This is a genomic window from Paenibacillus vulneris (assembly GCF_039543185.1).
In the GTDB taxonomy this organism is placed as follows: domain Bacteria; phylum Bacillota; class Bacilli; order Paenibacillales; family NBRC-103111; genus Paenibacillus_S; species Paenibacillus_S vulneris.
Genome location: NZ_BAABJG010000015.1, coordinates 575,954 through 602,278, shown reverse-complemented (window position 1 = coordinate 602,278; position 26,325 = coordinate 575,954). Strand labels below are relative to the sequence as shown.

The 26,325-nt window shown below is 47.8% G+C and carries 25 protein-coding genes and 1 riboswitch; of the genes, 20 read left to right on the top strand and 5 right to left on the bottom strand.

Annotation, left to right across the window (positions count from 1 at the left end; translation table 11 throughout):
- The 9 genes from nrdI to ABEA66_RS16235 all read left to right on the top strand — a co-directional run bounded on the left by nrdI (position 1) and on the right by ABEA66_RS16235 (position 9,741).
- A complete protein-coding gene (gene nrdI / locus ABEA66_RS16275; protein ID WP_079911539.1) occupies positions 1-360 on the top strand; it encodes a class Ib ribonucleoside-diphosphate reductase assembly flavoprotein NrdI in 360 nt (119 codons plus the stop codon).
- Complete coding sequence (nrdE, locus tag ABEA66_RS16270; protein WP_345588899.1) at positions 347-2,431, top strand: class 1b ribonucleoside-diphosphate reductase subunit alpha; 2,085 nt, start codon at positions 347-349, stop codon at positions 2,429-2,431. The genes nrdI and nrdE overlap by 14 nt, the downstream gene beginning before the upstream one ends.
- Before the next feature lie 26 nt (positions 2,432-2,457).
- The gene (gene nrdF, locus ABEA66_RS16265; protein WP_079911535.1) at positions 2,458-3,423 is read left to right on the top strand and encodes a class 1b ribonucleoside-diphosphate reductase subunit beta; all 966 of its coding nucleotides are present in this window, start codon (positions 2,458-2,460) and stop codon (positions 3,421-3,423) included.
- Between the two features lie 73 nt (positions 3,424-3,496).
- Positions 3,497-3,689: riboswitch (cobalamin riboswitch) on the top strand.
- A gap of 147 nt (positions 3,690-3,836) precedes the next feature.
- Positions 3,837-5,432: an ABC transporter substrate-binding protein gene (locus ABEA66_RS16260; protein WP_345588896.1), complete on the top strand. Its 1,596-nt coding sequence runs from the start codon at positions 3,837-3,839 to the stop codon at positions 5,430-5,432.
- 1 nt (position 5,433) lies between these two features.
- Positions 5,434-6,375, top strand: a complete 942-nt coding sequence (gene nikB / locus ABEA66_RS16255; RefSeq protein ID WP_345588894.1) for a nickel ABC transporter permease — start codon at positions 5,434-5,436, stop codon at positions 6,373-6,375.
- The gene (locus tag ABEA66_RS16250) at positions 6,372-7,238 is read left to right on the top strand and encodes an ABC transporter permease (protein WP_345588892.1); all 867 of its coding nucleotides are present in this window, start codon (positions 6,372-6,374) and stop codon (positions 7,236-7,238) included. Before nikB ends, ABEA66_RS16250 begins: the two co-directional genes overlap by 4 nt.
- A gap of 20 nt (positions 7,239-7,258) precedes the next feature.
- A complete protein-coding gene (locus ABEA66_RS16245) occupies positions 7,259-8,293 on the top strand; it encodes an ABC transporter ATP-binding protein (RefSeq protein ID WP_345588890.1) in 1,035 nt (344 codons plus the stop codon).
- Positions 8,241-9,026 carry an ABC transporter ATP-binding protein gene (locus ABEA66_RS16240; RefSeq protein WP_345588888.1) on the top strand — a complete coding sequence of 262 codons (786 nt, stop codon included), beginning with the start codon at positions 8,241-8,243 and terminating at the stop codon, positions 9,024-9,026. The genes ABEA66_RS16245 and ABEA66_RS16240 overlap by 53 nt, the downstream gene beginning before the upstream one ends.
- A gap of 13 nt (positions 9,027-9,039) precedes the next feature.
- A complete protein-coding gene (locus tag ABEA66_RS16235; protein WP_345588886.1) occupies positions 9,040-9,741 on the top strand; it encodes a class I SAM-dependent methyltransferase in 702 nt (233 codons plus the stop codon).
- Positions 9,742-9,827: 86 nt separating this feature from the next.
- On the opposite strand, the gene ABEA66_RS16230 is transcribed toward ABEA66_RS16235, so the two are convergent.
- Positions 9,828-11,210: an MFS transporter gene (locus ABEA66_RS16230; protein ID WP_345588884.1), complete on the bottom strand. Its 1,383-nt coding sequence runs from the start codon at positions 11,208-11,210 to the stop codon at positions 9,828-9,830.
- A gap of 116 nt (positions 11,211-11,326) precedes the next feature.
- On the opposite strand from ABEA66_RS16230, the gene ABEA66_RS16225 reads away from it, so the two are divergent.
- Positions 11,327-12,247, top strand: coding sequence for a LysR family transcriptional regulator (locus ABEA66_RS16225; protein WP_079911523.1), 921 nt, complete (start codon positions 11,327-11,329; stop codon positions 12,245-12,247).
- Positions 12,248-12,453: 206 nt separating this feature from the next.
- On the opposite strand, the gene ABEA66_RS16220 is transcribed toward ABEA66_RS16225, so the two are convergent.
- Positions 12,454-13,626 carry an MFS transporter gene (locus tag ABEA66_RS16220; protein ID WP_345588881.1) on the bottom strand — a complete coding sequence of 391 codons (1,173 nt, stop codon included), beginning with the start codon at positions 13,624-13,626 and terminating at the stop codon, positions 12,454-12,456.
- A gap of 105 nt (positions 13,627-13,731) precedes the next feature.
- On the opposite strand from ABEA66_RS16220, the gene ABEA66_RS16215 reads away from it, so the two are divergent.
- Positions 13,732-14,673 carry a helix-turn-helix transcriptional regulator gene (locus ABEA66_RS16215; RefSeq protein ID WP_345588879.1) on the top strand — a complete coding sequence of 314 codons (942 nt, stop codon included), beginning with the start codon at positions 13,732-13,734 and terminating at the stop codon, positions 14,671-14,673.
- 461 nt (positions 14,674-15,134) lie between these two features.
- Here the strand turns inward: ABEA66_RS16215 and ABEA66_RS16210 are convergent, their stop codons facing one another.
- The 3 genes from ABEA66_RS16210 to ABEA66_RS16200 are packed head-to-tail and all read right to left on the bottom strand — an operon-like array spanning position 15,135 to position 17,470.
- Positions 15,135-15,752: a TetR family transcriptional regulator gene (locus tag ABEA66_RS16210; RefSeq protein WP_345588877.1), complete on the bottom strand. Its 618-nt coding sequence runs from the start codon at positions 15,750-15,752 to the stop codon at positions 15,135-15,137.
- Positions 15,742-16,470, bottom strand: a complete 729-nt coding sequence (locus tag ABEA66_RS16205) for a YqeB family protein (RefSeq protein ID WP_345588875.1) — start codon at positions 16,468-16,470, stop codon at positions 15,742-15,744. Before ABEA66_RS16205 ends, ABEA66_RS16210 begins: the two co-directional genes overlap by 11 nt.
- A gap of 37 nt (positions 16,471-16,507) precedes the next feature.
- Complete coding sequence (locus ABEA66_RS16200) at positions 16,508-17,470, bottom strand: hypothetical protein (RefSeq protein ID WP_345588873.1); 963 nt, start codon at positions 17,468-17,470, stop codon at positions 16,508-16,510.
- Between the two features lie 186 nt (positions 17,471-17,656).
- Here ABEA66_RS16200 and ABEA66_RS16195 point away from each other — a divergent pair, with 186 nt between their 5' ends.
- The 9 genes from ABEA66_RS16195 (at position 17,657) to ABEA66_RS16155 (ending at position 26,322) form a co-directional block, all read left to right on the top strand.
- Positions 17,657-19,321: a thiamine pyrophosphate-binding protein gene (locus ABEA66_RS16195; protein ID WP_345588871.1), complete on the top strand. Its 1,665-nt coding sequence runs from the start codon at positions 17,657-17,659 to the stop codon at positions 19,319-19,321.
- A gap of 122 nt (positions 19,322-19,443) precedes the next feature.
- Positions 19,444-19,848 carry a hypothetical protein gene (locus ABEA66_RS16190; protein WP_345588869.1) on the top strand — a complete coding sequence of 135 codons (405 nt, stop codon included), beginning with the start codon at positions 19,444-19,446 and terminating at the stop codon, positions 19,846-19,848.
- Positions 19,849-19,958: 110 nt separating this feature from the next.
- Positions 19,959-20,411 (top strand): GyrI-like domain-containing protein, encoded by a 453-nt coding sequence (locus tag ABEA66_RS16185; RefSeq protein WP_079911513.1) that lies wholly within the window; start codon positions 19,959-19,961, stop codon positions 20,409-20,411.
- Between the two features lie 126 nt (positions 20,412-20,537).
- Positions 20,538-20,900 (top strand): (2Fe-2S) ferredoxin domain-containing protein, encoded by a 363-nt coding sequence (locus ABEA66_RS16180; protein WP_079911512.1) that lies wholly within the window; start codon positions 20,538-20,540, stop codon positions 20,898-20,900.
- A 374-nt stretch (positions 20,901-21,274) separates the two neighbouring features.
- The gene (gene cntA / locus ABEA66_RS16175; RefSeq protein ID WP_345588862.1) at positions 21,275-22,885 is read left to right on the top strand and encodes a staphylopine-dependent metal ABC transporter substrate-binding lipoprotein; all 1,611 of its coding nucleotides are present in this window, start codon (positions 21,275-21,277) and stop codon (positions 22,883-22,885) included.
- 51 nt (positions 22,886-22,936) lie between these two features.
- A complete protein-coding gene (opp1B, locus tag ABEA66_RS16170) occupies positions 22,937-23,869 on the top strand; it encodes a nickel/cobalt ABC transporter permease (RefSeq protein ID WP_345588860.1) in 933 nt (310 codons plus the stop codon).
- Complete coding sequence (gene cntC, locus ABEA66_RS16165) at positions 23,870-24,784, top strand: staphylopine uptake ABC transporter permease subunit CntC (RefSeq protein WP_345588858.1); 915 nt, start codon at positions 23,870-23,872, stop codon at positions 24,782-24,784. It abuts the gene before it with no gap.
- Positions 24,771-25,592, top strand: coding sequence for a staphylopine uptake ABC transporter ATP-binding protein CntD (cntD, locus tag ABEA66_RS16160; protein WP_345588856.1), 822 nt, complete (start codon positions 24,771-24,773; stop codon positions 25,590-25,592). The genes cntC and cntD overlap by 14 nt, the downstream gene beginning before the upstream one ends.
- Complete coding sequence (locus tag ABEA66_RS16155) at positions 25,579-26,322, top strand: ABC transporter ATP-binding protein (protein WP_345588854.1); 744 nt, start codon at positions 25,579-25,581, stop codon at positions 26,320-26,322. The genes cntD and ABEA66_RS16155 overlap by 14 nt, the downstream gene beginning before the upstream one ends.
- Positions 26,323-26,325 lie beyond the last annotated feature (3 nt).

Sequence of the window (26,325 nt, the reverse complement as noted above, 5' to 3'; positions counted from 1 at the left end):
ATGTTGATCGCTTATGACTCCAAGACGGGAAATGTTCGCCGTTTTGTCGAAAAGCTGAATATGCGAGTGGTTCAAATAGAGGAAATGATGACGGTGAATGAACCGTTCGTTCTAATCACCTATACTACGGGCTTCGGTCAAGTGCCTCAGAAAGTGATGTCCTTTCTTCAAAAGAATCATGCGAATCTCATGGGAGTTTCAGCTAGCGGTAATCGGAATTGGGGAGAAGGCTTTGCCCGAAGCGCCGATCTTATCGCGAAATTATATAAGGTACCGGTAGTAAGCAAGTTTGAGCTTTCAGGAACGAAGCAGGATGTAGAGCGGTTTAAACAGGAGGTGCGTTTGGTTGCTGCATATTGAATTGAACAATTTGTTGCTGCAAAGAGATACGGACGGCTTTTTTCAATTGGAAAAGGATAAGGAAGCCGTAAAGGCGTTTATGGAAGAAGTACATAGCAAAAGCGTACAATTCGCGGATACGAGTGCGAAAGTGCGCTATATGATCGATAACGACTATTACGAGGATGTATATCAGCAGTATTCACCGGCTGACGTTGAGGAAATTTACGAAATCGCGCATAGCTATCGCTTCGAATTTCCTTCCTACATGGCGGCATCCAAATTTTATACGGATTACGCAGTGAAGAGCAATGACCGCACGATGTACTTGGAGCATTACCCGGATAGAGTGGCGATTGTAGCGCTGCATCTGGCTCGTGGAGATATGAATACGGCTAGAACACTGACTACGGCCATGATGGACCAACGTGTGCAGCCGGCGACTCCGACATTTCTGAATGCGGGCAAGAGCCGTCGCGGAGAAATGGTTTCGTGCTTTTTGCTGGAAATGGACGATTCTCTGAATTCGATTAACTATGTTCTCGGCACATGCATGCAGCTTTCCAAAATCGGAGGAGGGGTGGCGGTCAATTTATCCAAATTACGCGGCCGCGGAGAACCGATTAAAGATGTAGAAGGTGCGGCAAAAGGCATTATGCCGGTGCTCAAATTGATGGAGGATGCCTTCTCCTATGCCGATCAAATGGGGCAGCGCAGAGGGTCGGGAGCTGCGTATTATAACATTTTCGGCTGGGATATTATGGAGCTGCTCGACAGCAAGAAGATCAATGCCGATGAAAAAACACGCCTTAAGACTTTATCGATCGGGTTGATCATCCCTAACAAGTTCTATCAGCTGGCGGAAGAAAACAAGCCTCTGCACGTGTTTGCTCCTTATTCCGTTTATAAAGCGTATGGAACCCATTTGGATGATATGGATCTTGATGCTATGTATGATGAATTACTGGCTAATGATCGTGTGCGTAAGAAAGTCGTGATGAGCGCACGCGATATGATGATCAAGATCTCCATGATTCAGCTGGAATCAGGCTATCCTTACATTATGAACAAAACCAATGCCAATCGCGTACACCCACTGAAGCAGCTGGGCGCGATAAAAATGTCGAACCTCTGCACGGAAATTTTCCAGCTGCAGGAGACATCGGAAATCAACGATTACGGCCAGCCGGATAGAATCCGCCGCGATATCAGCTGCAACCTTGCTTCCTTGAACATTGCCAACGTGATGGAGCTGAATAAAGTGAAGGAATCCGTTAAGGAAGGGATTACCGCACTGACAGCGGTCAGCGATATGACGACCGTCGCCAATGCCCCTGGCGTTGCCAAAGCGAATCAAGAGATGCATTCGGTCGGACTTGGAGCGATGAACCTTCACGGCTACTTGGCCAAAAATAAAATCGCTTATGAAAGCGAAGAAGCCAAAGATTTCGTTCGTGCTTTCTTTATGATGATGAACTATTACTCGTTGGAAAGAAGCATGGAGATTGCCAAAGAGCGCGGCGTTACGTTTGCAGGCTTCGAGCAATCCGACTATGCGAACGGCACTTACTTCGACCGTTATTTGGAAACGGACTACAGACCCGTTACAAGTAAGGTACAAGAGCTGTTCAAGGACATGACGATCCCGTCTCCCGAAGATTGGGCGAGCCTGAAGTCCGCTGTACAAGCTTACGGATTATATCATGCTTACCGGCTTGCGATTGCGCCGACACAGAGCATTTCCTATATCCAGAATGCAACGTCAAGCGTAATGCCGATTGTCGAGCAAATCGAAACGCGTACCTATGCCAACTCTACTACCTATTATCCGATGCCGTATTTGAGCAGAGATAACTACTTCTTCTATAAATCGGCTTATCAGATGGATCAGTTCAAGGTATTGGATTTGATTGCCGAAATTCAAACGCATGTGGACCAGGGAATATCCACGGTACTTCACGTCAACAGCGATGTGACTACGAGACAGCTGGCTCGATACTATATTTACGCAGCTAAAAAAGGACTGAAATCTCTTTATTACACTCGGACGAACCATCTTTCCGTTGAAGAGTGCATCAGTTGTTCCGTATAAGATAAGCTGGAAAGGGAGTTGCAGCAATGAGTGTTTGGAAAGCCGTGAATTGGAACCGTCCAGATGACGATTTTACGGATACATTCTGGAAGCAAAATATTATGCAATTTTGGACGGATGAGGAGATTCCGCTATCCGATGATAAAATGTCCTGGCTGACATTAAACGATGCGGAGCGGGACCTGTACATGAAGGTACTTGGCGGTTTAACGCTGCTCGATACGGTACAAGGCGGCGTCGGAATGCCCAAAATTCTCGAGCTCGTCGAAGGGCTGCAGCGTAAAGCGGTCCTCGGCTTTATGGGGATGATGGAGCAAATCCATGCCAAATCGTATAGCAGTATTTTTACCACATTGGCATCGACGGAAGAGATCGATAGCATTTTTCAATGGATTGAAAACAACCGTTTCCTACAGGTCAAAGCGGAGACGATATCCCAATATTATAACAACATTCACTCACGCAAAGATTTGTACTTGGCGATGGCAGCTTCCGTACTGCTCGAGAGCTATCTGTTCTATAGCGGCTTCTTTTATCCGCTGTACCTTGCCGGGCAAGGGAAAATGACGAGCAGCGGGGAGATCATTAACCTGATTCTGCGCGATGAGAGCATTCACGGGTTGTATGTCGGCATGCTGGCTCAAGAGGTGTATGCCCAATTGGATCAGGACGAACAGCAAGCTGCTTATGAGACATTGCAAGGACTTCTTCGCTACTTGCACAGCAACGAAGAGCAATATACAGAGGAGTTGTATACCGCAGTAGGGCTGACGGGCGAAGTGAAAGCCTTCTTGCGTTATAATGCAAACAAAGCCATGATGAACCTGGGGCTGGAGCCTTTGTTCCCGGAAGAGGATATCAATCCTATCGTCCTTAACGGGATTAATACCCGTACGAAGCAGCATGATTTCTTTTCCAAGAAAGGCAACGGGTATATTCGGACGGTTAACGTGGAAACTTTGACGGATGATGATTTCCTGTTTGGTGACTGATGCTTTATGATGGATGCTTCACGCTTGCCCAAAATCGAATTATCCTATATGATCAGATAAGCTTCATACAAATTGCATATAAGGGGAACAAGGTGCTTTAGCAGATGCTAAAGCTTAATAGGGAAGTTCGGTGCAATACCGACGCGGTCCCGCCACTGTAATGGAGGAGTCACAGCAACGGTGCCACTGGTCTAGCCATAGACCGGGAAGGCTGCTGATGATGAGGAGTCCAGAGCCAGGAGACCTGCCTGTTCTGACAGCACTGCTTTTACCTACGGCTGATAGGGAAGTGTTAAAGACGGCTTTTCGTTTGTTCCTCAACAACCGGGGCATCTTTACCTTTCTAGCTTCACGTCTGGGTAAAGATGTCTTTTTTGTATTTCATTTTTAGAAAGAAAGAGGAATTGATAATTATGCATCCTTCATTTTTTCGGAGCAAAATGGCACTTCAGCTTATCCTGTTGACGCTTTGCGTACTGCTTACATTGGCCGGGTGCAGTCCGTCTGCGCAGCCTCAGGCTAATTCATCTGCTTCCTCCGGCAGCGTACATCCGGAAGAGGTCGTGCTGGCCGCTCCTCGCGATCTGGCTCCGGGTCCTCAGGATGCCTACTACACAAGTACAATTCTTTATGTTTGGGAGCCGTTAATTGCAGCCTCCGAGGATGGACAGCCTGCCCCCAAGCTGGCAAAGTCTTGGAAGATGTCCGAGGACGGCAAGGAATGGACCTTTCAGCTGCGGGAGAATGTTCAGTTTCATGATGGAGAGAAGCTGAATGCTGATGCGGTCATCGCTAACTTTAACCGGTACAAGCAAGTAAGTCCCAAGAGCTCGCCGTTCTATACTCTGGATATCAAAAGCTCTTATCCTGGGTTAAAGGATGTCGTCAAGGTCGACGATATGTCCTTCAAGCTCGTCTTCGAGAATCCGCAACCGACTTTACTGTATTCGATGGTGAATTTCTCAAGCCCGATCTACAGCCCTAAAAATTTCAATGAAAAAGGCGATTTTAATGGCCTTCCTCAAGGAACAGGCCCTTTCAAGCTGATCGAACATAAGAAGGACCAATTTGCATTGTTGGAAGCTTTCGACGGCTATTATGGTCAGAAGGCTGCCAGCCAACGGATACGTGTTCGCGTCATTCCGGATCCTGATACCAGACTTGCCGCTTTGAAATCAGGAGAGATTATGGGGGTTATGGACCTCGGTGCTATTCCTCCGACTCTGGCCAAAGAACTGTTGAAGGATTCGCAATTCGAGCTTTCGGCTACAAAATCAACCATCTCTCATTATCTTCATCCGAATGGAAAAAAAGCGCCTTTTGACAACCCCAAAATACGTCAAGCCGTTAGCATGATGATAGACCGCCAGCAATTAGTGAAGGAGCTTTATTTGGGTTATCCTGCGGCAACGGTTAATTTTCTGAACAATACCTCGCCGTTTTATAAGGATATCCCATTGGACTATCGGCCAGAAGAGGCCAAGAAATTGGCAGCTGAAGTACTGGGCAATCAAAGAAAAAGCATCGAGTTGATCGTGCCGACTTACGGCTTGGACCGTTACCCATATAAAGCGCAAGCAGAGCTTTTTCAATCCGTGCTGAAGGAATTGCAGCTGGATGTGAATATCCGCATTCTGGATGGGGCCGCCTTTAAAGATGCCGAGGCCAAAGGAGATTATGACCTGGCATTGGCTACGCAAGGTCTTCCGAACGGAGACCCGTATACGTTATTCACCAACTATTTATCCAGCACAGGCTCCAGCAATAAAAGCTACAGCCTTGGCTACAAAAACGACAGAGTGGACCAGCTGCTGAATCAAGCAAAAGCCACCCTGAGCATGGACGAGCGCAAAGGCATCTATAATGAGCTTCAGACGATAGCGGCATCCGATTTGCCGACGATTCCATTGTTCAACGATGCGAGCTTGATTGCTTACAACAAGAAAATTACCGGTTATAAGGCAACGATTTACGGAACTACGCTTCCCGAGCTCAAATGGGCATCGTAACATGATGTATTTCATTAGACGGATAGCAGCAGCCATTCCGGTCATTATGGGTATTTCTTTTATAGCTTTTGCACTAAGTGTAGCTTCGCCCGGAGATCCTGCGGTCCAAGCTTTAAGCATGAATGGGATTAAGGAGCCGACAGAGCAAGAAATTGAGGCGAAAAGGGCAGAGCTTGGATTGAATGATCCGATGATTGTCCAATATGCTCATTGGCTGTGGAAAGCGAGTCATGGGGATCTTGGAATTTCTTATATGACGAAGGAATCCGTAAGCGGAGAGCTGCTGCGCCGGCTTCCTGTAACATTGAGTGTTTCGGGGATGGCCTTGGTCATCGCAGTAGGCACTGGAATCCCATTGGGAATGCTCATGGCCATGAAGAAAAACACATCTTTTGACCATACGGCGCGAATATTGGCTTTATCCCTGGTTTCAATCCCAGGCTTCTGGCTGGCCATTCTGATGATTACCGTATTCTCCGAAAAGCTTCACTGGCTGCCTACCAGCGGCTACGGAACCTTTAAACATCTCATTATGCCTGCCATCGTATTGGCAGCCGGAACGAGTGCAGTCCTGATGCGCTTAACCAGAGCGGCACTGCTTGAGGTATGGAATCAGGCATATATGGTAACAGCCAAAGCCAAAGGTCTGCCCGACACACGCATATTGATGATTCATGCTTTGCGAAATGCCATGATTCCGCTTATTACCGTCATCGGATCCTACTTTGGAGCTATACTTGGCGGATCGGTCATAGTGGAAGTGATTTTTGCCATACCGGGTATTGGAAGGTTTGCTATGGATGGAATATTTCGCAGGGACTATCCCGTTATTCAAGGGTATGTCGTATTTACAGGTCTTGTCTATGTGGCTTTTAATTTGCTAGTCGATTTGTCTTACCTTGTCATTCATCCGCAAATGAGATTGGGAGGGAAGCTTCAATGAAGCTGGAGTTTGCCTCTATCAGGCTACCAGGCCAAAGGGTGATGCTGAAGGGGGCTGCCGGATTCGCTTGCTTAGTGCTTTTATTGATCCTCTTATGCAGCTTCCTGGCGCCGTGGATCGCACCGTATGACCCCAATCAGGTGAATATGTCAGAACGGCTGGCACCACTTTCTCCCGAGCATATCCTCGGGACGGATACATTGGGCAGAGATGTGTTCAGCAGGCTTCTTTATGGAGGAAGGGTATCCATACTGCTTGCCATCGCGGTAACGGCTGTCACCATGGCGTTAGGACTTATCATTGGAACGATAGGGGGCTATTGGGGAGGATGGATCGATGATCTCATTCAGGGCATCGTGAGCATTTTTCAAGGCTTGCCGGGGCTTGCTTTCATGCTGGCTATAGCAGGGACCCTAGGGCCGGGGATTAAGAGCCTGTTTATTGCCCTTATCGTAACCTCGTGGCCGGATTTCTCCCGGGTGGTCCGTGGGGAAGTCATGAAGATTCGCGAGGAGTCGTATGTCGAAGGCATTCGTGCCTTGGGAGCCGGACATTATTATATCATCGTTCGTCACATCATTCCTAATATGATAGGGCCGTTACTCGTATTATTTACGATTCGGATAGGCCGGGTTATCTTATCTATCGCTTCTCTAAGCTTTCTCGGTCTGGGGCTCCAGCCTCCCGCAGCCGATTGGGGCGTTATGGTGAATGATGCAAGGCCGTACTTTCGAAGCTATGCCCACCTCATGCTGGCACCCGGACTTTGTATTGCAGTCGTGTCATTATGCATCAATTGGATAGGGGATCATGTTAGAGACAAGCTCGATACCAAATCGTCTCAGGAAAGATCGTTACTTTAAATGGAAGGAAGTGGTTAATCATGGCCCCGCTACTTCAAATTCAGAATGTGACAGCATCCTTTCGGACGAAAGAAGGGATGGTTCATGCCGTGAAGGGGGTTTCCCTTGATCTGCATCAAGGACAAATCTGGGGATTGATCGGTGAAAGCGGCAGCGGGAAATCGGTTCTGGGCCTTAGCATTCCCGGTCTTCTTCCCGACACCGCACAAGTAACAGGATCCATTATGTTTAAAGGACAGGATGTACTGAAGCTGGATCCAAGAAGCTTGCGCAAATGGAGAGGCAGTGAGATCGCGCTGATCCCGCAAAATCCGGCGACCTCCTTGAATCCCGTTCTGACCATCGGATATCAGCTGAAAGAAGCCATGGTCAGACACCGGACAAATAAAAGAAGAAAACAGCTCCATATGGATGCTGTACAGCTCTTGTCGCGTTTGCAAATGCCGGAACCGGAGCGTAAAATGGGAAGCTACCCTTTTCAGCTTAGCGGTGGAATGAAGCAGCGGGTTCTTGCTGCCATCGGCATGTGCGGTCATCCATCCCTTATTATTGCGGATGAACCTACCAAAGGCTTGGACGCCATGGTCAGATATCAGACAGTAGAAATGATGAGGACAGTCGCTCAACAAACGGGTGCGGGAATGCTCGTTATCACGCATGATCTGCATGTAGCGGAATCGTTATGCGACAGGATCGGCGTTATGTATGCAGGCCAAATAGTAGAGCAGGGCGACGCTAAGGAGCTATTTCGCAATCCGAAGCACCCCTATACCCAAGGGCTCCTCGGATCGATTCCCGGCCGGGGGATGGTGCCTATTCCAGGTACAAGCATGGGAGTCTCTGAGACGAGCACTGGCTGTTCGTTCTATAGCCGATGCAAGCATAGGCAACAAGAGTGCAGCATGGAAATGCCTGAATTGTATTCGTTGTCCATAGTAACAACCCCGGGCAGCTGTACGGGCACTGAACAAGCAGAAGCAAGTAAAGCGAGGTGTTTTCTCTATGATCCGGGTCGCCAACCTGAACAAAACCTTTCAAACCGGCTGGCTACATAAACGCCGTTATCGGGCGGTTCAAAACATCTCATTGAATATAGAGTCCGGTGAGACCTTGGGCTTAATAGGAGAGAGCGGCTGCGGCAAATCAACATTATCCCGACTCATACTAAAGCTTCTTCCTTGCGATCCAGGGGGAAGCATTATTTTTAATGGCGTCGATATTACGTATTACACGATGAAGCAAATGCAGCCGCTTCGCAGGCAAATGCAGATCTTATTCCAGCATCCGGACTCCGCATTAAATCCGCGTCAAATGATTATTCAAAGCATGCTGGAGCCGATTACATTGCATCGCTTGATGGATAAAGAAGAAGGCGTGGCTAAGGTCCTTGAGCTGATGGAGTTAGTTGGACTTCATCGTGATCTTCTGTACAGGTATCCCCATCAGATCAGCGGAGGACAGATCCAGCGGGTCGTTATTGCCAGAGCTTTGACCCTGGAGCCCAAGCTCTTAATCCTGGATGAGCCCACTTCGATGCTGGATGTCTCTGTTCAGGCGCAGGTCGTAGAACTGCTGCAGCATATTCAAAAGCAGTATCAAATGTCTTACTTGTTTATCTCCCATGATTTGGACCTCGTTCGCCATACTTGCAGTCGAATTGCGGTGATGCATCAGGGATGCTTAGTAGAGCTCGGAGACAGCGCCGCTATATGGGAGCAGCCCGAGCATCCTTACACTCAACAGTTAACAGAGGCGTTTAGAGCCTTCTCTTCCTATTCCATGACGTAAAGGAGATCAGCGAATGAGTCATACAAATACGACTATTTCAGCAATGCCATCTGAATATTGGATTCAAGCCTGGGAGCAGGCGGCAGCCAAAGACTGCCGGGTGGGAATTGACGCGGAGGAAGAGAGCTATTGGGTCGAAAACGCACCCGCCTATGATGAGCGGAATCCGTTAGCTCCCTATACGGAGCCGATCATGAATACTATTTATGAGTACCTTGCGCCGGATGACCATCTCCTTGAGATCGGGCCGGGAACAGGCGGGTTCACGCAATTGCTTGCTCCTAATGTCGGTGAGATCACCCTGATTGAACCGTCGAAGGCAATGTACAAGGAACTATGCAGCAGCTGGCCGACGAGAATCGGTTCCTTTCCAAAAGCGATTATCAGCAAATGGGAGGAGGCCCCCGAGCATAAGGCAGACATCGTATTTGGTGCGAATGCCTTTTACCGGATTCGGGACATGAAGGCAAGTCTGTTAAAAATGCACGAAACTGCATGCCGGCACGTCTTTCTTATCCAGTCTATCGGCAGGCCCTTTGCAGGTCCGCTTCAAGTCAAGGAGACGGAAAAGGAACGCGCGGATGCATTATCTGATATTTTGCATGAGTTGAATATTTCACATTCATATGAACGTTTTCCGATAAAGCGAAAGAATGGAATGATCCACGATGTTGCTTTAATCCATTGGAGATCTGATCAAAACCGCCAGAAATAAGGCGGTTTTTGTTTTTAGCATAGTATAATTGAAATCCGCGGTCGCTGAATGCGAAAAATTCGATTTATCGATGCAGGGTTATTTCACTAATCCGCTGCTTGCTCAGATCCCTGGCGGCGCAGGCTCATGAATACCAACGACAACGCAACTATCGTAAGGATGATCCCCAGCAATCGAAATCCCTCGAAGCTGAACTTCCCTCCCATCACGATACCTATCAACAATGAGGAGAGAATGGTTCCGAAATATCTCGAAGTATTAAACAATCCTGAGGCCACACCGATGATTGGTTTTGGCGAGCTTTGAAACAAGGCTGCTTGCATGCCGACATTGTTCAACCCGTTACTGATTCCGAAAGCAGCTAATGCCAGACATACGCTAATAACCGGCGAAGCTTGATTCAAGGTCACAATCCATATGGACCCCAAAGTCATTAATATAGCGGACACTAGTAAGGCCGGTCGAGGACCTGATCTATCAATCCATCGTCCTGCGAACGGGGAAACAACGAGCGAGCATAAGCCTAAACTTAGCATCAGAATCCCGGTATGGAATTCGCTGACATGACGAACCAGCTGCAAGTAGGAGGGAAGCCCGAAGAAGATCGAGTAAAACAGAACGTTAACGAGCATGAATTCGACGTTGACCCAAGTTATCGCTGGATATTTGGCGAAAGTGCGCAAAGGAATGAAAGGGGATGACGTCTTTAACTCATGTCGCACAAAAGCTAAAAGCAGCACAAGGCCGATCAATCCGACAACGATATTGAGCGATGAGACATGTCCTGTGGAATTTGCTGATAATAATCCAACGAGCAGGGCAACCAGACCCGCTGCGAAAAGGACGATACCTGATACATCCATCATACTCATCCATTTCCGAAAGGACATGCTGCTTTCAACCTGTGCCGAAGCTCTGTCCTCGGGAATCGTCCTCCATGCCAAAAAAAAGCTCGCCGCCGCAAACGGAATATTGACGAAAAAGATTGCATGCCAATCCCACCAGTGAATCAAGACCCCTCCAATAAACGGTCCAATGGCTGCTGCTCCGGAGAGGAATATGGACAATACGGACAGCGCAGTCGCTTGCTTCTCCGTAATATGAATTCGTACAATAGCCATTCCCACGGCTACCATCATGCTGGTTCCGACGGATTGCACAATACGGAATACGATGATCCACCCAAAATTCGGAGATATGGGAGCTGCTAAGGAGGCGGCGAAGGCAATCAATAGCCCGGTAAGAAATATCTTCTTGCGCCCGAATAAGTCACTAGCTTTTCCCATGACGGGTTGGGCAATGGCACTCGCAATGTAGAAAGAAAATATGATCCAGGAAACCGTAGTAAAGTCGAGCTGAAACACATTTTGCAGCCTTGGAATAGCAACCGAAACCATGGAAGAATTTAAGGGGTTCATCAGGATCCCAAGTCCTACAGAAATCATTAACCACCAACTGCGGGCATTCATTATTAAGCTCCCCCTAAAATGTTTTAATGCTATCGTACATGAAATCAGTTATTTACTCCAACGCATTTTATGTTATGATTCCATTGACTTGAGGGAATGAATTAGGGGGCAAGGAAATGGAACTTCTTCAATTGCAATATTTTATTACTGTAGCCCGATTGGAGCATGTGACCGAGGCTGCACGAAGTCTGCACGTTACGCAATCATCACTGAGTAAAACGATTCAACGCCTGGAAGAGGATCTTGGAGCTCCGCTATTTGATCGAACAGGAAGGAATCTGCGTCTCAATGAATTCGGAAGCCGCTTCCTTCGCCGTGCGGAAAGGGCTTTGTTTGAATTGGAGCAGGGGAGACAGGAAATTGTCGATTTGTCCAGCCCGGAGCACGGCACGCTCAAATTGGCGGTAACCACTGCGGGCACGCTGCCCCAGATCCTGCGAGAGTTTCGGAAAAGGCGGCCTCATATCCAATTTCATGTTCAAATGCTGACCACACAGGAAATGGTTACCCTTCTTCATCGAGGAGAGGTTGATTTATGTCTATCCTCACCTCCAATACAAGAAGATGATATTGAATGTCAAATGGTGTACAACGATCCCATACTCATTGCTGTTCCAAAGGGGCATCGGCTGGCAGAACGAAGCAGCGTTTCTTTGAAAGAATTAAAGGATGAATGGTTTGTCGGTGTAAAGGAGGGCCACGGTACTCGCGATTTAGTGGACTCTGTATGCCAATCGGTTGGATTCGAACCCAAATATGTATATGAAGGCAATGAGCCTGCGAGGCTGAGCACTCTTGTGGAAGCCGGAATTGGTATTGCCTTCATGCCAAGCACAGTAAGGAATTCGCGGGAGGACATCCACTATCTCCAAGTGGAGGATTGCGGATTGGTAAGGGAAATTGCTTTATTATGGCACAAGGGGCGGTATATTTCACGTGCCGCTCAGGAATTTCGTGAGGTTGTAGTAGAGTATTTCGATACGATATCCAAACAGACTACAGGCTCACCTATAGAGGCGAAACCAACTCAGGGATAGAGAAAGGTGCCTCTTTAACTCTCCTACAAAGTGGGGTCATGGGTTAAATTTGGTGTTAGACTTCAAGTTGAAGATGGTCGCAAGGGCATTTCGTGGACTTGAACTTTACGATATTTAAACTTATAGCGACAGGAGGGATAAAGTTGCTGCCATGTAAGACTACCGACAACAACTTTATCCCGCCCCCGATTTTTAAACAATTACGGTTACTGTACAGCCCTCTCCGCATTCCTCCATAATAAGCCGCCAATCAGGAACGTTCCAAGGGAGAGAACAAGGCACACGGCTGCGAAAATACCAATAGACGAATACCCGCCGTACTGGACGTAGAGGATGCCGGCCACCCAAGACCCGAGCGTGTTCGCTCCATTCATGGTCGAGTTAGCGAGGCTCGAGATCGTACCCCGAATCGAGGCGTTAAGTGAGGTGAGAGCCTCCATCACAATTGGGAAAATAACTCCGAGCGTCGCAAAGATGACTAAATATACGCTTGCTACTACCGGCACGTTTGTTAAATGGGGTGCCGCCGTGTACAGGATCACGAGCAAGAGCATGCCCGTGATAACAGTCCTTACATGGCCCAGCTTTCGAGTTGCCGTAGAACTAACCAAGCTGCCCGCCAACGTGCCGAGGCCAAGAAACATCATAACGGTTCCGATCTGTCCTACTGGCAGTGAGAACCGATCGGCCATCCATTTTCCAACGAAGGCCAATGCAGTCCCGCTACCCAAATGAAGGAGCAGGTAGGCCATGAAGCCGCTTCTCGCCTTACTGCTTGTAATTAGAGGGACATATCGGGCGAGAATGGAGGTACTGCCATGGCGCGCACTTGGTTTCATAGCAGGCAGCAAGAAGAAAGCGGCAGCAGCCAGCAGCAGTGAAGCGATCCCAATCGTCCAAAACGGCACCGACCAGTGGGTCATCGCCAGCCAGCTTCCGATCGGTACTCCTAGAGCCTGAGAAGCAGCCAGTCCCGAGAAAGCCACTCCCATCGTTTTCGATATGCTGGATGCCGGCATCACCACAGGGATGGAAGCCCACACTTGCGGGGCTGTGAAGGCTGCACTGACGCCTGCCAGGAAGCGAAACAGGCACATCATCCAGAAGCTGTCAGCAAAGCCGCACAGAATCGTTGTGAGGGAGAATCCAAGCAGGCCGCTTAACAAGACGGTTCGACGGTTCCAGCCGTCGGACAAGGGTCCGGCGATCAAGGCAAATATGGCCGAGCCGAGAGTATAAGAGCCAATCATCCAGCCGGCGACGCCCGTCGAGACGGAGAATTCCTTCTGCAGCGTCGGAAGCAAGGGAGAGATCAGGAACGTGTCGGTTCCGATCATGAACATAATTAAAAAGAATAACATTGTAAACTTGCGCATCATCTATCACTCCTAAAGATTTTATGTTGTATGCTGAGTTCATCTTAAGGCATAATAGTGACAATACATGTCATAAACTTTTTTGATTTGAAAAAAAGGATGGTTAGGATGCCCAAATCCAAAAGATTGATGGAATTGATGCTAACCGTGAACCGAAAGCGGAGATTCAAGGTTCAGGAGCTGGCCGACGAATTCGGCGTATCGAAGCGTACGATTTTGAGGGATTTGCAGGAGTTGAGCGAGCTTGGGGTTCCGCTCTATTCGGAAGTAGGGCCGCACGGAGGTTATCAAGTGGTAAGGGAGAGGGTACTGCCGCCGATCGCCTTTACAGAAGGGGAGGCGGTAGCCATGTTTTTTGCCGTACACGCCCTGCGCCATTATTCCTCACTTCCATTCGAAGCGGAATCGGCATCGGCACTAAGTAAGTTCTACCACTATATGCCAGGGGATGTCAGAGACCGTATCGACAGCATGAAGGACCGTGTAGACTTCATTACGCCGACAAGGCGAGGTGAGGCTCCTTGCTTGGCAAGTCTTCTGGACGCTGCGATTCATCGGAAGGTGCTGCTTGTTGTGTACAAGTCGAAGGAAGAGGGCGAGAGCAGCCGCCGGATCCAACCGGTTTGTATTTATGCAAACAACGGCTTTTGGTACTGTACGGCATACTGCTTTCTTCGACAAGGCTTCCGTGTATTTCGATGTGATCGGATAAGCGAAGCAGTCCACGACGAAACCACGGAGCCGCTCGATCTAGGTGAAGTCCGGCTAAGCCGGCGGGAGTATGCCCAGCCTAGAGAGCCGATCCGCTTGTATGCGGAGTTAAGCCGTGCAGGTGTCCAGCGATGCGAAGGTGAGCTTTGGGCCGCTCCCATGCTTCGTGTGCTGGAGGATGGAAGCGGGGTGCTCGATTCGCAGGTATCCCGCGGCGATATTGGCTTTTATACAGAATTCTTCATTGCGCTTGGGAATGAGGCTGTTCTGAAGGAGCCCGCAGAATTAAAGGATGCTATAAGGGCGAAGCTTACAGAACTGCTTGCCCGATACCAATGAACGAGTAGGACCTCAGATAATGATTGAAACTTAAAAAATAAACCAATGGAATGTATAACCAGCAAATATAAATAAAATAATCCACCCCCATAAAAACAATAAACGGACCGCTCGGGGGATTAGTAAATATTCAGAGTACAATTTTATAAAAAAAGCTTTCAATTCTACGCTCCACCTTTCGAGCTAGATTCAAAGTATTCGAAATTCACATGTATCCTTCAATATATCGTTGACCATTTATAGTAACTGCAAGCTACGTCTGAGCCTCGATGCGGCCGCCATAGTCTAAGATGCTGCCGTTTTGCCAAACGGCGAAGTCACTTTTATTGTATATGGCAGCCGCGGCCTGTTCGGGGGTTTCCTACAGGAAGCCAAAATCCAAAAGGGCACAGACCTATCCGCTAAATGCTATCGGTCTCATGTGGAGTATGGATGTGATGTTGGTTTAAGACTATCTCTCTTCATCTCATGACCGCACGGTTGAACAGATTCACGAGCTCGGTACTGTAGGATTGCGGATCGATAGTGCCGATCAGCTTCTTATTAAATATATATTCGTCAATGGAGCCACGAATTGCGCTTGCCGCCACCACAACATTGAACTCGCCAAAATCCTTTGTCCCCTGACCAGCAAGTAGTATCTGTTGCAGTTCTCTATCCATAGGATTCTCTTCATCGTCGTCCAGCTTATAATAGGGTATGTTATCGAGGGTCCGGGCATGGAATATAATCTCAATCAGAGCAATATTGTATTTTGGCTTTTCTATATGATAAGCAATACTTGCTTCGATAAAGGCGCGGAGCTTATCGCTAGGAGTCGATAATGCTTGCGTACGTTCCAGAACATAGGAAGACATATCGGAGAGAAGCTTCATCAGAGTGTAGTCCATCAAATCGTTTTTGTCTCGAAAATGGTATGAAATTAATGCAGTGCTAATCCCAGCTTTTTTTGCTATCTGGGCCATGCTGGCGTGGATATAACCGATCTCATCCAGTGTCATAATGACCGCATCAAAGATTTGCTCGCGCCTGGCCTCGGAAATGAAAGATTTTTTTTCATCCTTTTTTTTATTGGTCATCGTACCTCACCTCGTGGGTCTTGCCTGGGTTTCTCCAGTATTGAAATTTCCCTCTATCTTTTACCATTATACCAAGTTTACTAGCTTCGCATTGCATTTCTTTAGCAGATTCCATGTCTTTCTTTAGCATTGCTTGATTACGAGCCCTTAGTAGAGCGTTCAAGGCTGGCGATAAATCTGGCGTATGATCCACCCAAAGACGATATTCTGCCTCATATGGGTCCCCATCAAACGACCATGAATAACGGTGCTTGACGAATGCATCTGCTATTTTGGCAGGCGTCGATTCATAACGTTCTCGTGCTAGTTCTTGACCGGCATTTCCAAGAAGGACAAGTTCCTTGCCGTCAATAAGCATCGAAGCGATATCAGATCTGGAATAGCGGTGAGTCGAATCCGCAATGTTCAGAATTAGTTCTTCATCAGAAACAGTGATGATAAGGCTGTCTTTAATCGCCTCAGCAGAAAGCCACATACCTGCAATAAAACCTAAAATAGTCGTTACTGCGGTAAGCCAGATCTCTTGAATTGAAGCGACCAGCTTCAAAGGACCCTGAAAGGGAAACCAAGGCAATCCCGCAGCCCAATCAGCGATTGATGGTAAGAAATATCCCACAATAAGGCCTGCAGCAGGTGGAGCAATCAGCAGAAAAATGCGTTCAAACGGCGTTAATCCAATAACCGTAATTTGCTTGTTGCTCTGTTGAGATTTGAACAAGAGTTTCTTACCCCCTTTTTAAGAAGCATTTTTGAATTTAGTGGCTTGGATTGTGTATTCTTTTTATCGTTACAGTCAGTAGTGCAATGGCCATCAGAGCAAAGATCACATTACCGATCCAAGCCCAAGTGTTATCCGGCCATAAAAGTAAAGTCATGGCAAAGCCGCCCCATGCATAGGTTAGCAAAGCACCCGTAATTATTGCGAAGTGGTGTTGAATGCTCCAATCCCGATGACTTGACCAACGGCTTATGAGTATCCACGAAAGTAAGAGAATGCAAACACCCCATATTACACCGCCCCAATTTTCCGGTTTGGAGAAAAAAAGGCTGGAAGCCGCAAATGACCCAATTCCCAGGTGAAGTGGCTTTATTAAAGCTTTCGACTCATAAGCTGTTCTTTTGTTTTTCTTGAGAAAAACACCGATCAAGATAATTAGGAATGCACCCATGGCAGCACCTGCCAGCTGTAACACTGAAGCGATAAACCTCTGCTCCATGTAGGTAAAGGAAAATACAATTGCACAACCAAACAAATACAAAATACCGATGCTGAACAGACCTTTATTTCCTAACCAAGGTGTTACTCTTCTTGAAGGAGTCAACATCTCTATAATTGCGATAGGCACGCTTATGCTCCAAATTACATGCCCTCCGACATAAGAAAGTAAATCATAGGCGCTGATCCCAACTAAGGGAATAGGGGCGGCAATTCTGTTCAATTGAGTATCGAAATATGTGGCGTTAAAAAGGGATTGATCAATTAGACAAGCTTGAATAATACCATATGCTGCGCCAAAAAAGAGCATTGTCGGCCAGCCGCGGCCTAATCGGCGTGCCGTTTCCCGAATTAGTAATGCGCCTCCGCCATACATCGGCAAAAGCAGCACCAAAGCGGCTGCCAAGTTTTGAATTGGACTGGTCCCAAGTAAAAATTCTCCTACCCATGGAGCTAACAAAAGTAAACCAAGTACAGGAGCAAATCGCCGAATTCTGGACAAAACTAATCCTCCTTCAAAAAAATATTGATTAATCGTACAAAATATTGATCAATTGATCAAATTATAGCTTTTTGAACGAATTCTGTAAATACTCCGTTGTCTTGTCCATCTAAGCATTGAATGGGGGTGTGCAGGTTGGGAAAACCTACAAAGCGATTACAATTATAATCGTGAAGGGGTGATTCCATGTCTCTATCCGTCTTGAATCCTGCAAATCAAAATAAGACCCTGACTGCCAACGAGCTGACAGTTGCTCAATATATACTAGAGCAGCTTGCCGTGTGGGGCGTAAAACGAATCTTCGGAGTTATCGGTGATGCAAATTTGTATTTATTGGATGCTCTGGCCAAGCAGAGCAAGATCCAATACATTGCTTGCAAGCACGAGGGAAGTGCGGCCCTGATGGCATCCGCAGAAGCCAAGCTGACGGGAAGAGTGGCTGTGTGTCTGGCCACCAGCGGCCCAGGCATAGCCAACCTGATCAATGGTCTTGCAGATGCCGCAATGGATCATGCAGGTGTACTGGTGCTGACAGGACAGGTCGATGAACCGCACATAGGTACGCATACCAAGCAATACATCAATCAACAGCAGCTCATAAGTCCCATTGCTGAGAAATCCGAGCTGCTTGCCCATCCCGATGCACTGCCGGAAATCTTGCAGGAATGTTTGATAAGAGCGAAGATGTTTGGAGCAGTAACCCATCTATCTATTCCTAAGGATCTGTATACCTTGAAGGTTCAAGGGAAGGTAAAGGGCTATCCCGAACACCTGCATCAAGAGCTTCTGACACCTGAAGGGAAGATCAAGGAAGCTGCTGACATGCTACAAGGGGCTCAGCGTCCTCTTTTCCTGCTTGGCCGTGGTGCACAGGACTCCGCGGCTCAAATCCAACAGCTTGCCGAGGCAGTTCAAGCGGCCGTTGTCACCACCTACACAGCGCGCTCCTTTTTTCCAAATAATCATGAGCTCTACTCCGGAGGGCTGGGACAGGCAGGCAGTGAAGCATCGACTATACTTCTGGATGAAAGCGATTTGATCGTCATATTAGGCGGAACCTGGTGGCCGGAGGGCTATACTCCCAAGCAGCCGCGTATTCTGCAGATTGACAAGTCACCTGTCCAGATGGGAATCGGTCATGAAATAGCGATGGGGCTTGTAGGAGATCTAAAACAAATCGTGCCCAAACTGCTGCAGATGGCTGTACCAACCGGCGCTGCGCGTGACGAATGGAAGCTGCGGATAAAGGAAGTAACGGAAAGCTGGAAAGCAACAATCGTTCGAGAGACGCAGCAAGAGACTGCTCCGATGGCTCCGCAGCGTGTGATTCATACCCTTTCCAACCTGGCAGCTCCAAATGCGATCATTGCTGTAGATACCGGCGATCATACGCTCTGGTTGAACCGGGTGTTTCAAGCGAAGCAGCAAGAGTTCCTCATTTCCGGTCGATGGCGTACATTAGGCTTCGGACTTCCCGCGGCCATTGCAGCTCAGTTAGAGTATCCGGACCGGCAGGTTATTGCGGTTGTGGGGGATGGCGGAGTCGTACAAACGTTAATGGAGTTCCAAACCGCGGTTCAGCTGGGGCTGCCAATCGTTGTTTTGATCATGAATAATGGTTCCTATGCGATGGAAAAGAACAGGATGGAGACAGCGGGACTCCAGACGCTGGGCAGCGTGCTGGTTAACCCTGATTTTGCGAAGATTGCCGAGGCATGCGGCGGTATGGGACGGCGAGTGCAGTCTCCTCAGCAGTTAGAGCAGGAGCTGCGTTCCGCATTGGAGCAGCGTAAGCCTTGCATTCTCGATGTTCAGATTCAAGCAGCGGTAGTCCCTCATACAAAGCTTTGATATAGAAAACCAGGAGAGGAATGTACTCATCTTCTACTGGTTTTTTATTTTATCCCGCAGCCGAAAGATTCGAAACGAATTTTACCTTTTGAACGTCCTTATATGTAAAGGGGTGGCGTACTATGAAGAGAATACGTTTAATGACCGTAGTGATCCTTCTTTCATTTTCTGTTATCGCTGCAGGATGCGGAAAAAAGGAACATCTATCGGTCAAAAAGCTATCTGAATTTTATAACGGTGACATTTCCAAAGTAGATACCATTGAGATTACTGACGGATCAAGCGGTAAACGCAAATCCTTTACGGACAGGGAACAAGTACAGGCATGGATAGATAGCGTTCGTCATATAGAATTGATTCCTGACCCAAATCAAGAAGATCGCAGCGGCTTCCTATATGCGGTGTCATTATTTGAAAATAAAGAACTGAAGCTTGGATTTACGCCCAATAGCATTGGCGGTCATTATTATATTCACAACGATGAAATGAAAGCACAAATAGAGCAGCTGTTAAGATCAAAGAATTAACCTGGCTCGATAGGAATCAGTTTCCCAATGAAGCATGATGCTTGTGGCAGGGAGCTAGCCGTTTATGGTCTGATTCCATTTTGATAGATGATTAGAGGAGATGATTTGCATTGAGCCTTGCACCGAGATTGGTTGAATTTCCGGAACGTAAGATTATCGGCATAGGTACCATCGGTCAGCCTGCCGACCCTAAAGAGGTCTGGCACGCCTTATTCAACAGGTTAGATGAGATAGATGAAAGGATGAATCCATCTGAAACCATTGGGTTAATCAAGCGTAATGAACATGGCTATCTTGCCGGAGTTGAAGCTGCAACAGCAAGCAGGGTGCCTGCAGGAATGTCTTCGTATATAATTCCTGCAGGTCAATATGCAGCAGCAACTCACCAAGGACCTTTAAGTAAAATAAACGAAACGTTTGAAAAACTCATGAATTGGCTCGGTACAAATCATTATGAACAATTTGATATTGTTTGTTACGAGGTATACGACGACCGATTTAAGGGTGAAGATAGCGGAAGTGAAATCAAGATGTTTATTCAAATTAAAACGTTTAGCGGATGATAAAGGGCTGCTAGAAAAATAAGATTGAAGACATCACGGTTTGTGACTATAATAGTAATAATTACATTTATAGCGTGCGATGTCATCCGCCATGGCTGTAAATGGTCACTGGAAAGGAGCCAGTCCATGACGACATGGAATTTGCAAGAAACCCGATGCCATCTGCTCATTTGTAATGGAGGCAGCTGTATGAGGCGGCAGGCCGATGAAGTAACACAAGCCATCCGGGATGAAATTAAAGTGCTCGGAGCGGATAAACAGATACATACAACACGCACCCGCTGTAATGGCCGATGCGAGGATGCCTGTGTCGTAATTGTCTATCCAGACGGAGTTTGGTATAAGGACATTACTCCGGAGCTTGGAAGGCTACTTGTTCGTATGCACCTTTCGGGAGAACGGCTGGAGGAGAATATCGTGTACTCGTACGACCAAAGCTTCATCGCTTCCGGCCGTTCCGTTACAGGAACCGATAAGCTATCGTGCTAGTACATGGAATGGGGCCTTATTTTGACAACGAAGCATTAATATCACCAATCTTACGTATCAATACAGCACCATTAGGATTAACTTTCAAGATAATGGATAGAATGGCAACAGCGGCAGCCTAGGAGATTTATTTCAGGGCTGTCGTTTTTTTATAAGCAAAAGCGTTTACGTTTACCAAGCTGCAAACCGTAAGAAAGAAGACGCATTTCACATATATGCTCCTTTTGGTGCCGCCGTTTTTTTGTAGCCGCACTAATCGGAAAGTGGAACGACAGAAAACAAAAAAAGATTGACATCAATTATAGTAATAATTACTATTAATCAGTAGTTATATATAGTAATAATTACTATTTAAGGGAAGGTGTCAAAAAAACATGAACAGAACAATTACAACTGGACTGTTAGCAGTGGTATTAACCATCGTATTGCTGATAACCGGATGCAGTGGCAGCAAGAACGATGCTGCGAGTAAAACGAATGGAGCCCGGGAGCTCATATATGCGACGGCGAAAGACATTAACGATATGAATCCTCATTTGTATCCCGGTTCAATGGCGGCACAAGGAATGGTGTACGAATCGTTAGTTGAAAACACCAAGGACGGCATTAAGCCGCTGCTCGCGGAATCCTGGGATATCTCCGACGAAGGGAAGGTATACACCTTTCATTTGCGGAAAAACGTTTCCTTCCACGACGGAGCACCATTTAACGCTGAAGCGGTTAAACAAAATATCGATGCCGTACAGCGCAATGCGAGCAAGCACGCATGGATCAAACTATCCTCAATGATAAAGGATGTTAGCGTAATTGATGAGTATACGGTTCGACTAACGCTGACAGAGCCGTACTACCCAACCTTATTGGAGCTGTCGATGACCCGCCCTTATGTATTCGTGTCGCCAAATGATTTTCTCAATGGGGAAACGAAGAACGGGGTCAGGGGATACAGCGGGACCGGGCCCTATAAAATGGTCGAACATGTGACCGATCAATATGCCCGGTTTGAAGCAAACGAAACTTACTGGGGCGGTGCACCCGAGGTAAAACGGATTACAGCCAAAGTATTGCCGGCCGGTGAGACGACCCTGCTGGCGCTGCAAAAAGGCGAGGTTAATTTTATCTTCACCGACGATCGCGGCGCCGACAGCATTGATGTAGAAATGATAAATCGGCTGACACAATCAGGTACATATCAGGTTGTTCGCAGCGAGCCGATGAATACGAAGATGATCGCAGCCAACAGCAGCAAGTCGGACAGTCCCATCAGCGAGAAGGCAGTGCGTGAAGCGATCTGGCATTCCATTGACCGCAAGTCGGTTAGTCAAAGGATCTTCAACGGGACGGAAACGGCGGCGGAAACACTTTTTTCCTCCAATGTGAACTACGCCAATATAGGATTAAAGAAGCGGGAATATGATCCGCAAGTCGCCAAGCGTCTACTGGAGCAGTCAGGCTGGATAGCGGAGAAAGACGGCGAGATCCGGATGAAGGGCGGCCGCCCCTTAACGATGAAGCTGTATTACGATGTTAACTCATCTTCACAGAAGGCGCAGGCGGAGTTGATTCAAAATGAGGTTCTTAAGATCGGAATGAAGCTGGAATTGGCCGGCGAACAATCGAGCTCCATTGCAAATCGGAGATCGAAGGGTGACTACGATCTGTTATTCAACCAAACTTGGGGTCTTGCCTATGATCCGCAAAGCACCATTACCGCCTTTGCCGCCGAATCTTCCTATCGTTATACGACAAGTGGAATCCCCCAAGCAAAAGAGCTTTATCGCAAAATTGATGAAGTGATGGTATCTGCGGATGAAAAAACGCGGCAAGCACTGTATGCTGACATTTTGACGATTGTCCACGATGAAGCTGTCTTTATTCCGCTGACGAACGGGATGGTTACCGTTGTGGCGCCGGCATCTCTAAAGGGCATTTCGTTCAAGCAGACCCAATTCGAGCTTCCATTTGAACGAATGCATTTCGAGTAAGGCGGGTGCAAAAAACAATTTTATCGGTGGAGAGGTGTGAGGGAAGCGGTTATGGGGAGTTACATCGTCAAACGCATACTTATTGCGCTGCCGCTGCTTGTTGTTATTTCATTTATAACCTTTGTGTTGAACCATTTATCACCGACGGACCCGGTCGAGGTAATCCTGCGTGCTCAGGATGTGCCTGTTGTAACCGAAGAACTGATCGCAGAGACGCGAATCTCGCTGGGGATGGATAAGCCGCTGCTCATCCGGTATATGGATTGGTTAACATCCTGCCTGCAGCTCGATTTCGGAAGGTCTTATGTGACGGGAAAGCCGGTTTGGTCGCTGCTCGGTCCTGCATTGCTTAATACGTTCAAGCTAACACTGGTTTCGTCGGCATTCATTATAATTGTATCGATTGGACTGGGTATCGTCTGCGCTTGGAGAGAAGGAAATGTACTTGATCTTTCGGTTCGGGGCGTCTCCTTTATTCTAGCCTCAATGCCGCCATACTGGCTTGCAGCGTTAATGGTTTGGTATTTCTCCGTTAAGCTGGACTGGTTTCCAACGAGCGGAATGGATTCATACAGCAGCTACGTGCTGCCGGTTACTATTATTGTTGTCGGCTACGCGGGTATATATTTTCGGGTGATCCGCAATTCCATGCTGAGTAATCTTCATGAAGATTACGTGTTGTATGCCAGAGCCTGCGGCTTACCGGAGAGAAGCATTACGCTGCACATATTGCGTAATTCCATGCAGGTCGCAGTCTCCGTGTTCGGCCTCGCGATTCCCATCTTATTGGGCAGCACGGTTGTAGTGGAGAACATCTTTGCATGGCCTGGTCTGGGTACATTGACTGTCAAATCGATACTCAGCAGGGATTTTCCAATTATACAGGCGTATGTCTTAGTGCTGGCTGTCGCTTTCGTATTGTTTAATACCATGTCCGACATCATCAACGCGATACTTAATCCTAAGTTAAGGAAGGAGCTTTAGATGAGGCTGTTATTGCAACTGATGAAGGATAAACTAGGCGCCGCATCGCTGGCCGTCGTTGCAGTCATATTGTTAATCGGCATATGCGCGCCGCTCATTGCGCCGCATGATCCGAATGAGGTACATATGGAACTTCGTTTTGCAGGATCATCCTGGCCCTATTGGTTAGGCAACGACCATCTCGGCCGTTGTGTGTTATCCCGGCTTATTTACGGCATTCGTCCCAGCGTATTGTGGGTACTTGCAGCGCTTGCCGCGTCTGGATGTATGGGAGCCATACTTGGCTTTATGGCCGGATACTTTAAGGGTAAATGGGATGCGCTGCTAATGCGGATTTGCGACTGCATGCTTTCTTTCCCGGGATACGTGATGACGCTGGCGATCATCGGTATGCTGGGGACGGGACTCGGAAATATATTGATCGCGTTTGTTCTGATGAAATGGGCATGGTTTGCCCGCGTCATTCGTACTGCCGTCCTGCAGTATTCAGACGCTGATTATGTGAGATTCGCCAAAACGCTTGGCTCCGGTCATTTCGGCATTATGACAAAGCATATTTTACCGGTGGCGCTGCCTGAAATTGCGGTCATTTTCAGCAGCACCTTTGGGTCCATGATTTTGCAAATATCCGGCTTGTCTTTTCTCGGTCTGGGCATTCAGGCGCCGCACGCCGAGTGGGGCATGATGCTGAATGAAGCGAGACCGGTCATGTTCTCCCGGCCGGAGCTGATGCTGGCTCCCGGCTTTGCGATCATTATAGTAGTATCCGCAGTCAATTTTCTATCTGACTCGCTTCAAACCGCATTGGATCCGAAATTGATAACCGCTAGCACGAGGACGAAGGCGCAAGAAGGCGTAATCCTGCCAAAGCAGCGAGGGAAGGAGGCTTCCAATACAGGTCATGAATGTGCTTGAAGTCGACCATTTGAAAATATGGGACAGCCTGACGGGCAGCGTCCTTGTTCCAGGCAGCTCCTTCTGCCTTAGACAAGGAGAATGTCTTGCTATTGTGGGAGAAAGCGGCAGCGGAAAATCGCTGACGTGCCGGGCAGTGATGCGTCTTAATGCAACGAGGCTGCACCAATCCGGCAGTATTATTCTGAAAGGAGTTAATCTGTCGGAGCTTTCCGAGAAAGACATACGCAAGGTGAGAGGAAAGCAGCTCTGTATGATAATGCAAAACGGCATGCGTGCATTCGATCCGTCCCGGCCTGTAGGTGCCCATCTGAGGGAGACGCTCACTGTGCACTATGATTGGAAAAAGGAAGAGGCTGCAGAAAAATTAATGCAAGCGCTGGAAAGCGTTGGTCTCAACGACCCTGCGGCAGTGATGAGCCGTTATCCGCACGAATTGTCCGGCGGCATGCTGCAGCGGATCATGATCGCTCTCGCCATCGTTCTTGAGCCTGACATTATCATTGCTGATGAGCCGACGACAGCGCTGGATGCCGTTACGCAATATGAAGTTGTAGAACAGTTCCTGCAATTGCGAAGACGCATTGGCAGCTCAATGATTTTTGTAACTCATGATCTTGGCGTTGTCCAACGCATTGCTGATGAGGTATTGGTCATGAAAGATGGAGAAATAGTAGAGCGAGGGGCGACGGGGGACATACTCACTCAAGCCCGGCATCCGTATACACGTTATCTCGTGTCAACCAAAATGGCGTTGAATCACAATTTCATGAAGTTGATGGGAGGCAACCACGTTGCTAAAGGTTGAGGGCGTTTGCAAAACCTACAAAAAAGGCTTCTGGTTTGGCAAAGCACGGCAGCAAGTGCTGCATAACATCAGCTTTGAATGGAAGCAGGGGGAATGCCTTGGCATTATAGGCGAAAGCGGAAGCGGCAAATCGACGTTGGGACGTCTATTGCTGGGTATCGAAAAGCCGGATCGGGGCACCGTTACATTCAATGGCAAACCAATATCAGACCGCAGTACAAGAAGGGGAGGAATCAGCGCAGTTTTCCAAGACTATACCTCCTCCATCAATCCGTTCTATACGGTGAAACAAGCGATGCTTGAGCCCTTGAGGCTGGCGAAGACGGAGCCGAAGATGCGCGATAGTACAATCGAACTCCTGCTGAGGCAAGTCGGCTTGGATGCATCCTATCTTACGAAATATCCCCATGAGCTATCAGGCGGGCAAGCTCAGCAGGTATGTATCGCGAGAGCGATTTCCACCCAACCTGCATGCATTGTACTGGATGAAGCAATCAGCTCGCTAGACGGGTCGAATCAAATGCAAGTACTTGAATTGCTGAAAAGCTTAAGATCGATTTATGACATGGGCTATATTTTTATCACTCACGATATCCAGGCGGCTGCCTATCTATGTGACAGGATCATGATAGTTAGAAGCGGTCGAATAGAAGAGCTTATCGAGGCGAAGTACTTGAATAGCGTCCAATCACCTTACACTAGGGAGCTGCTGAGGAAAGTCATGCTATAACGC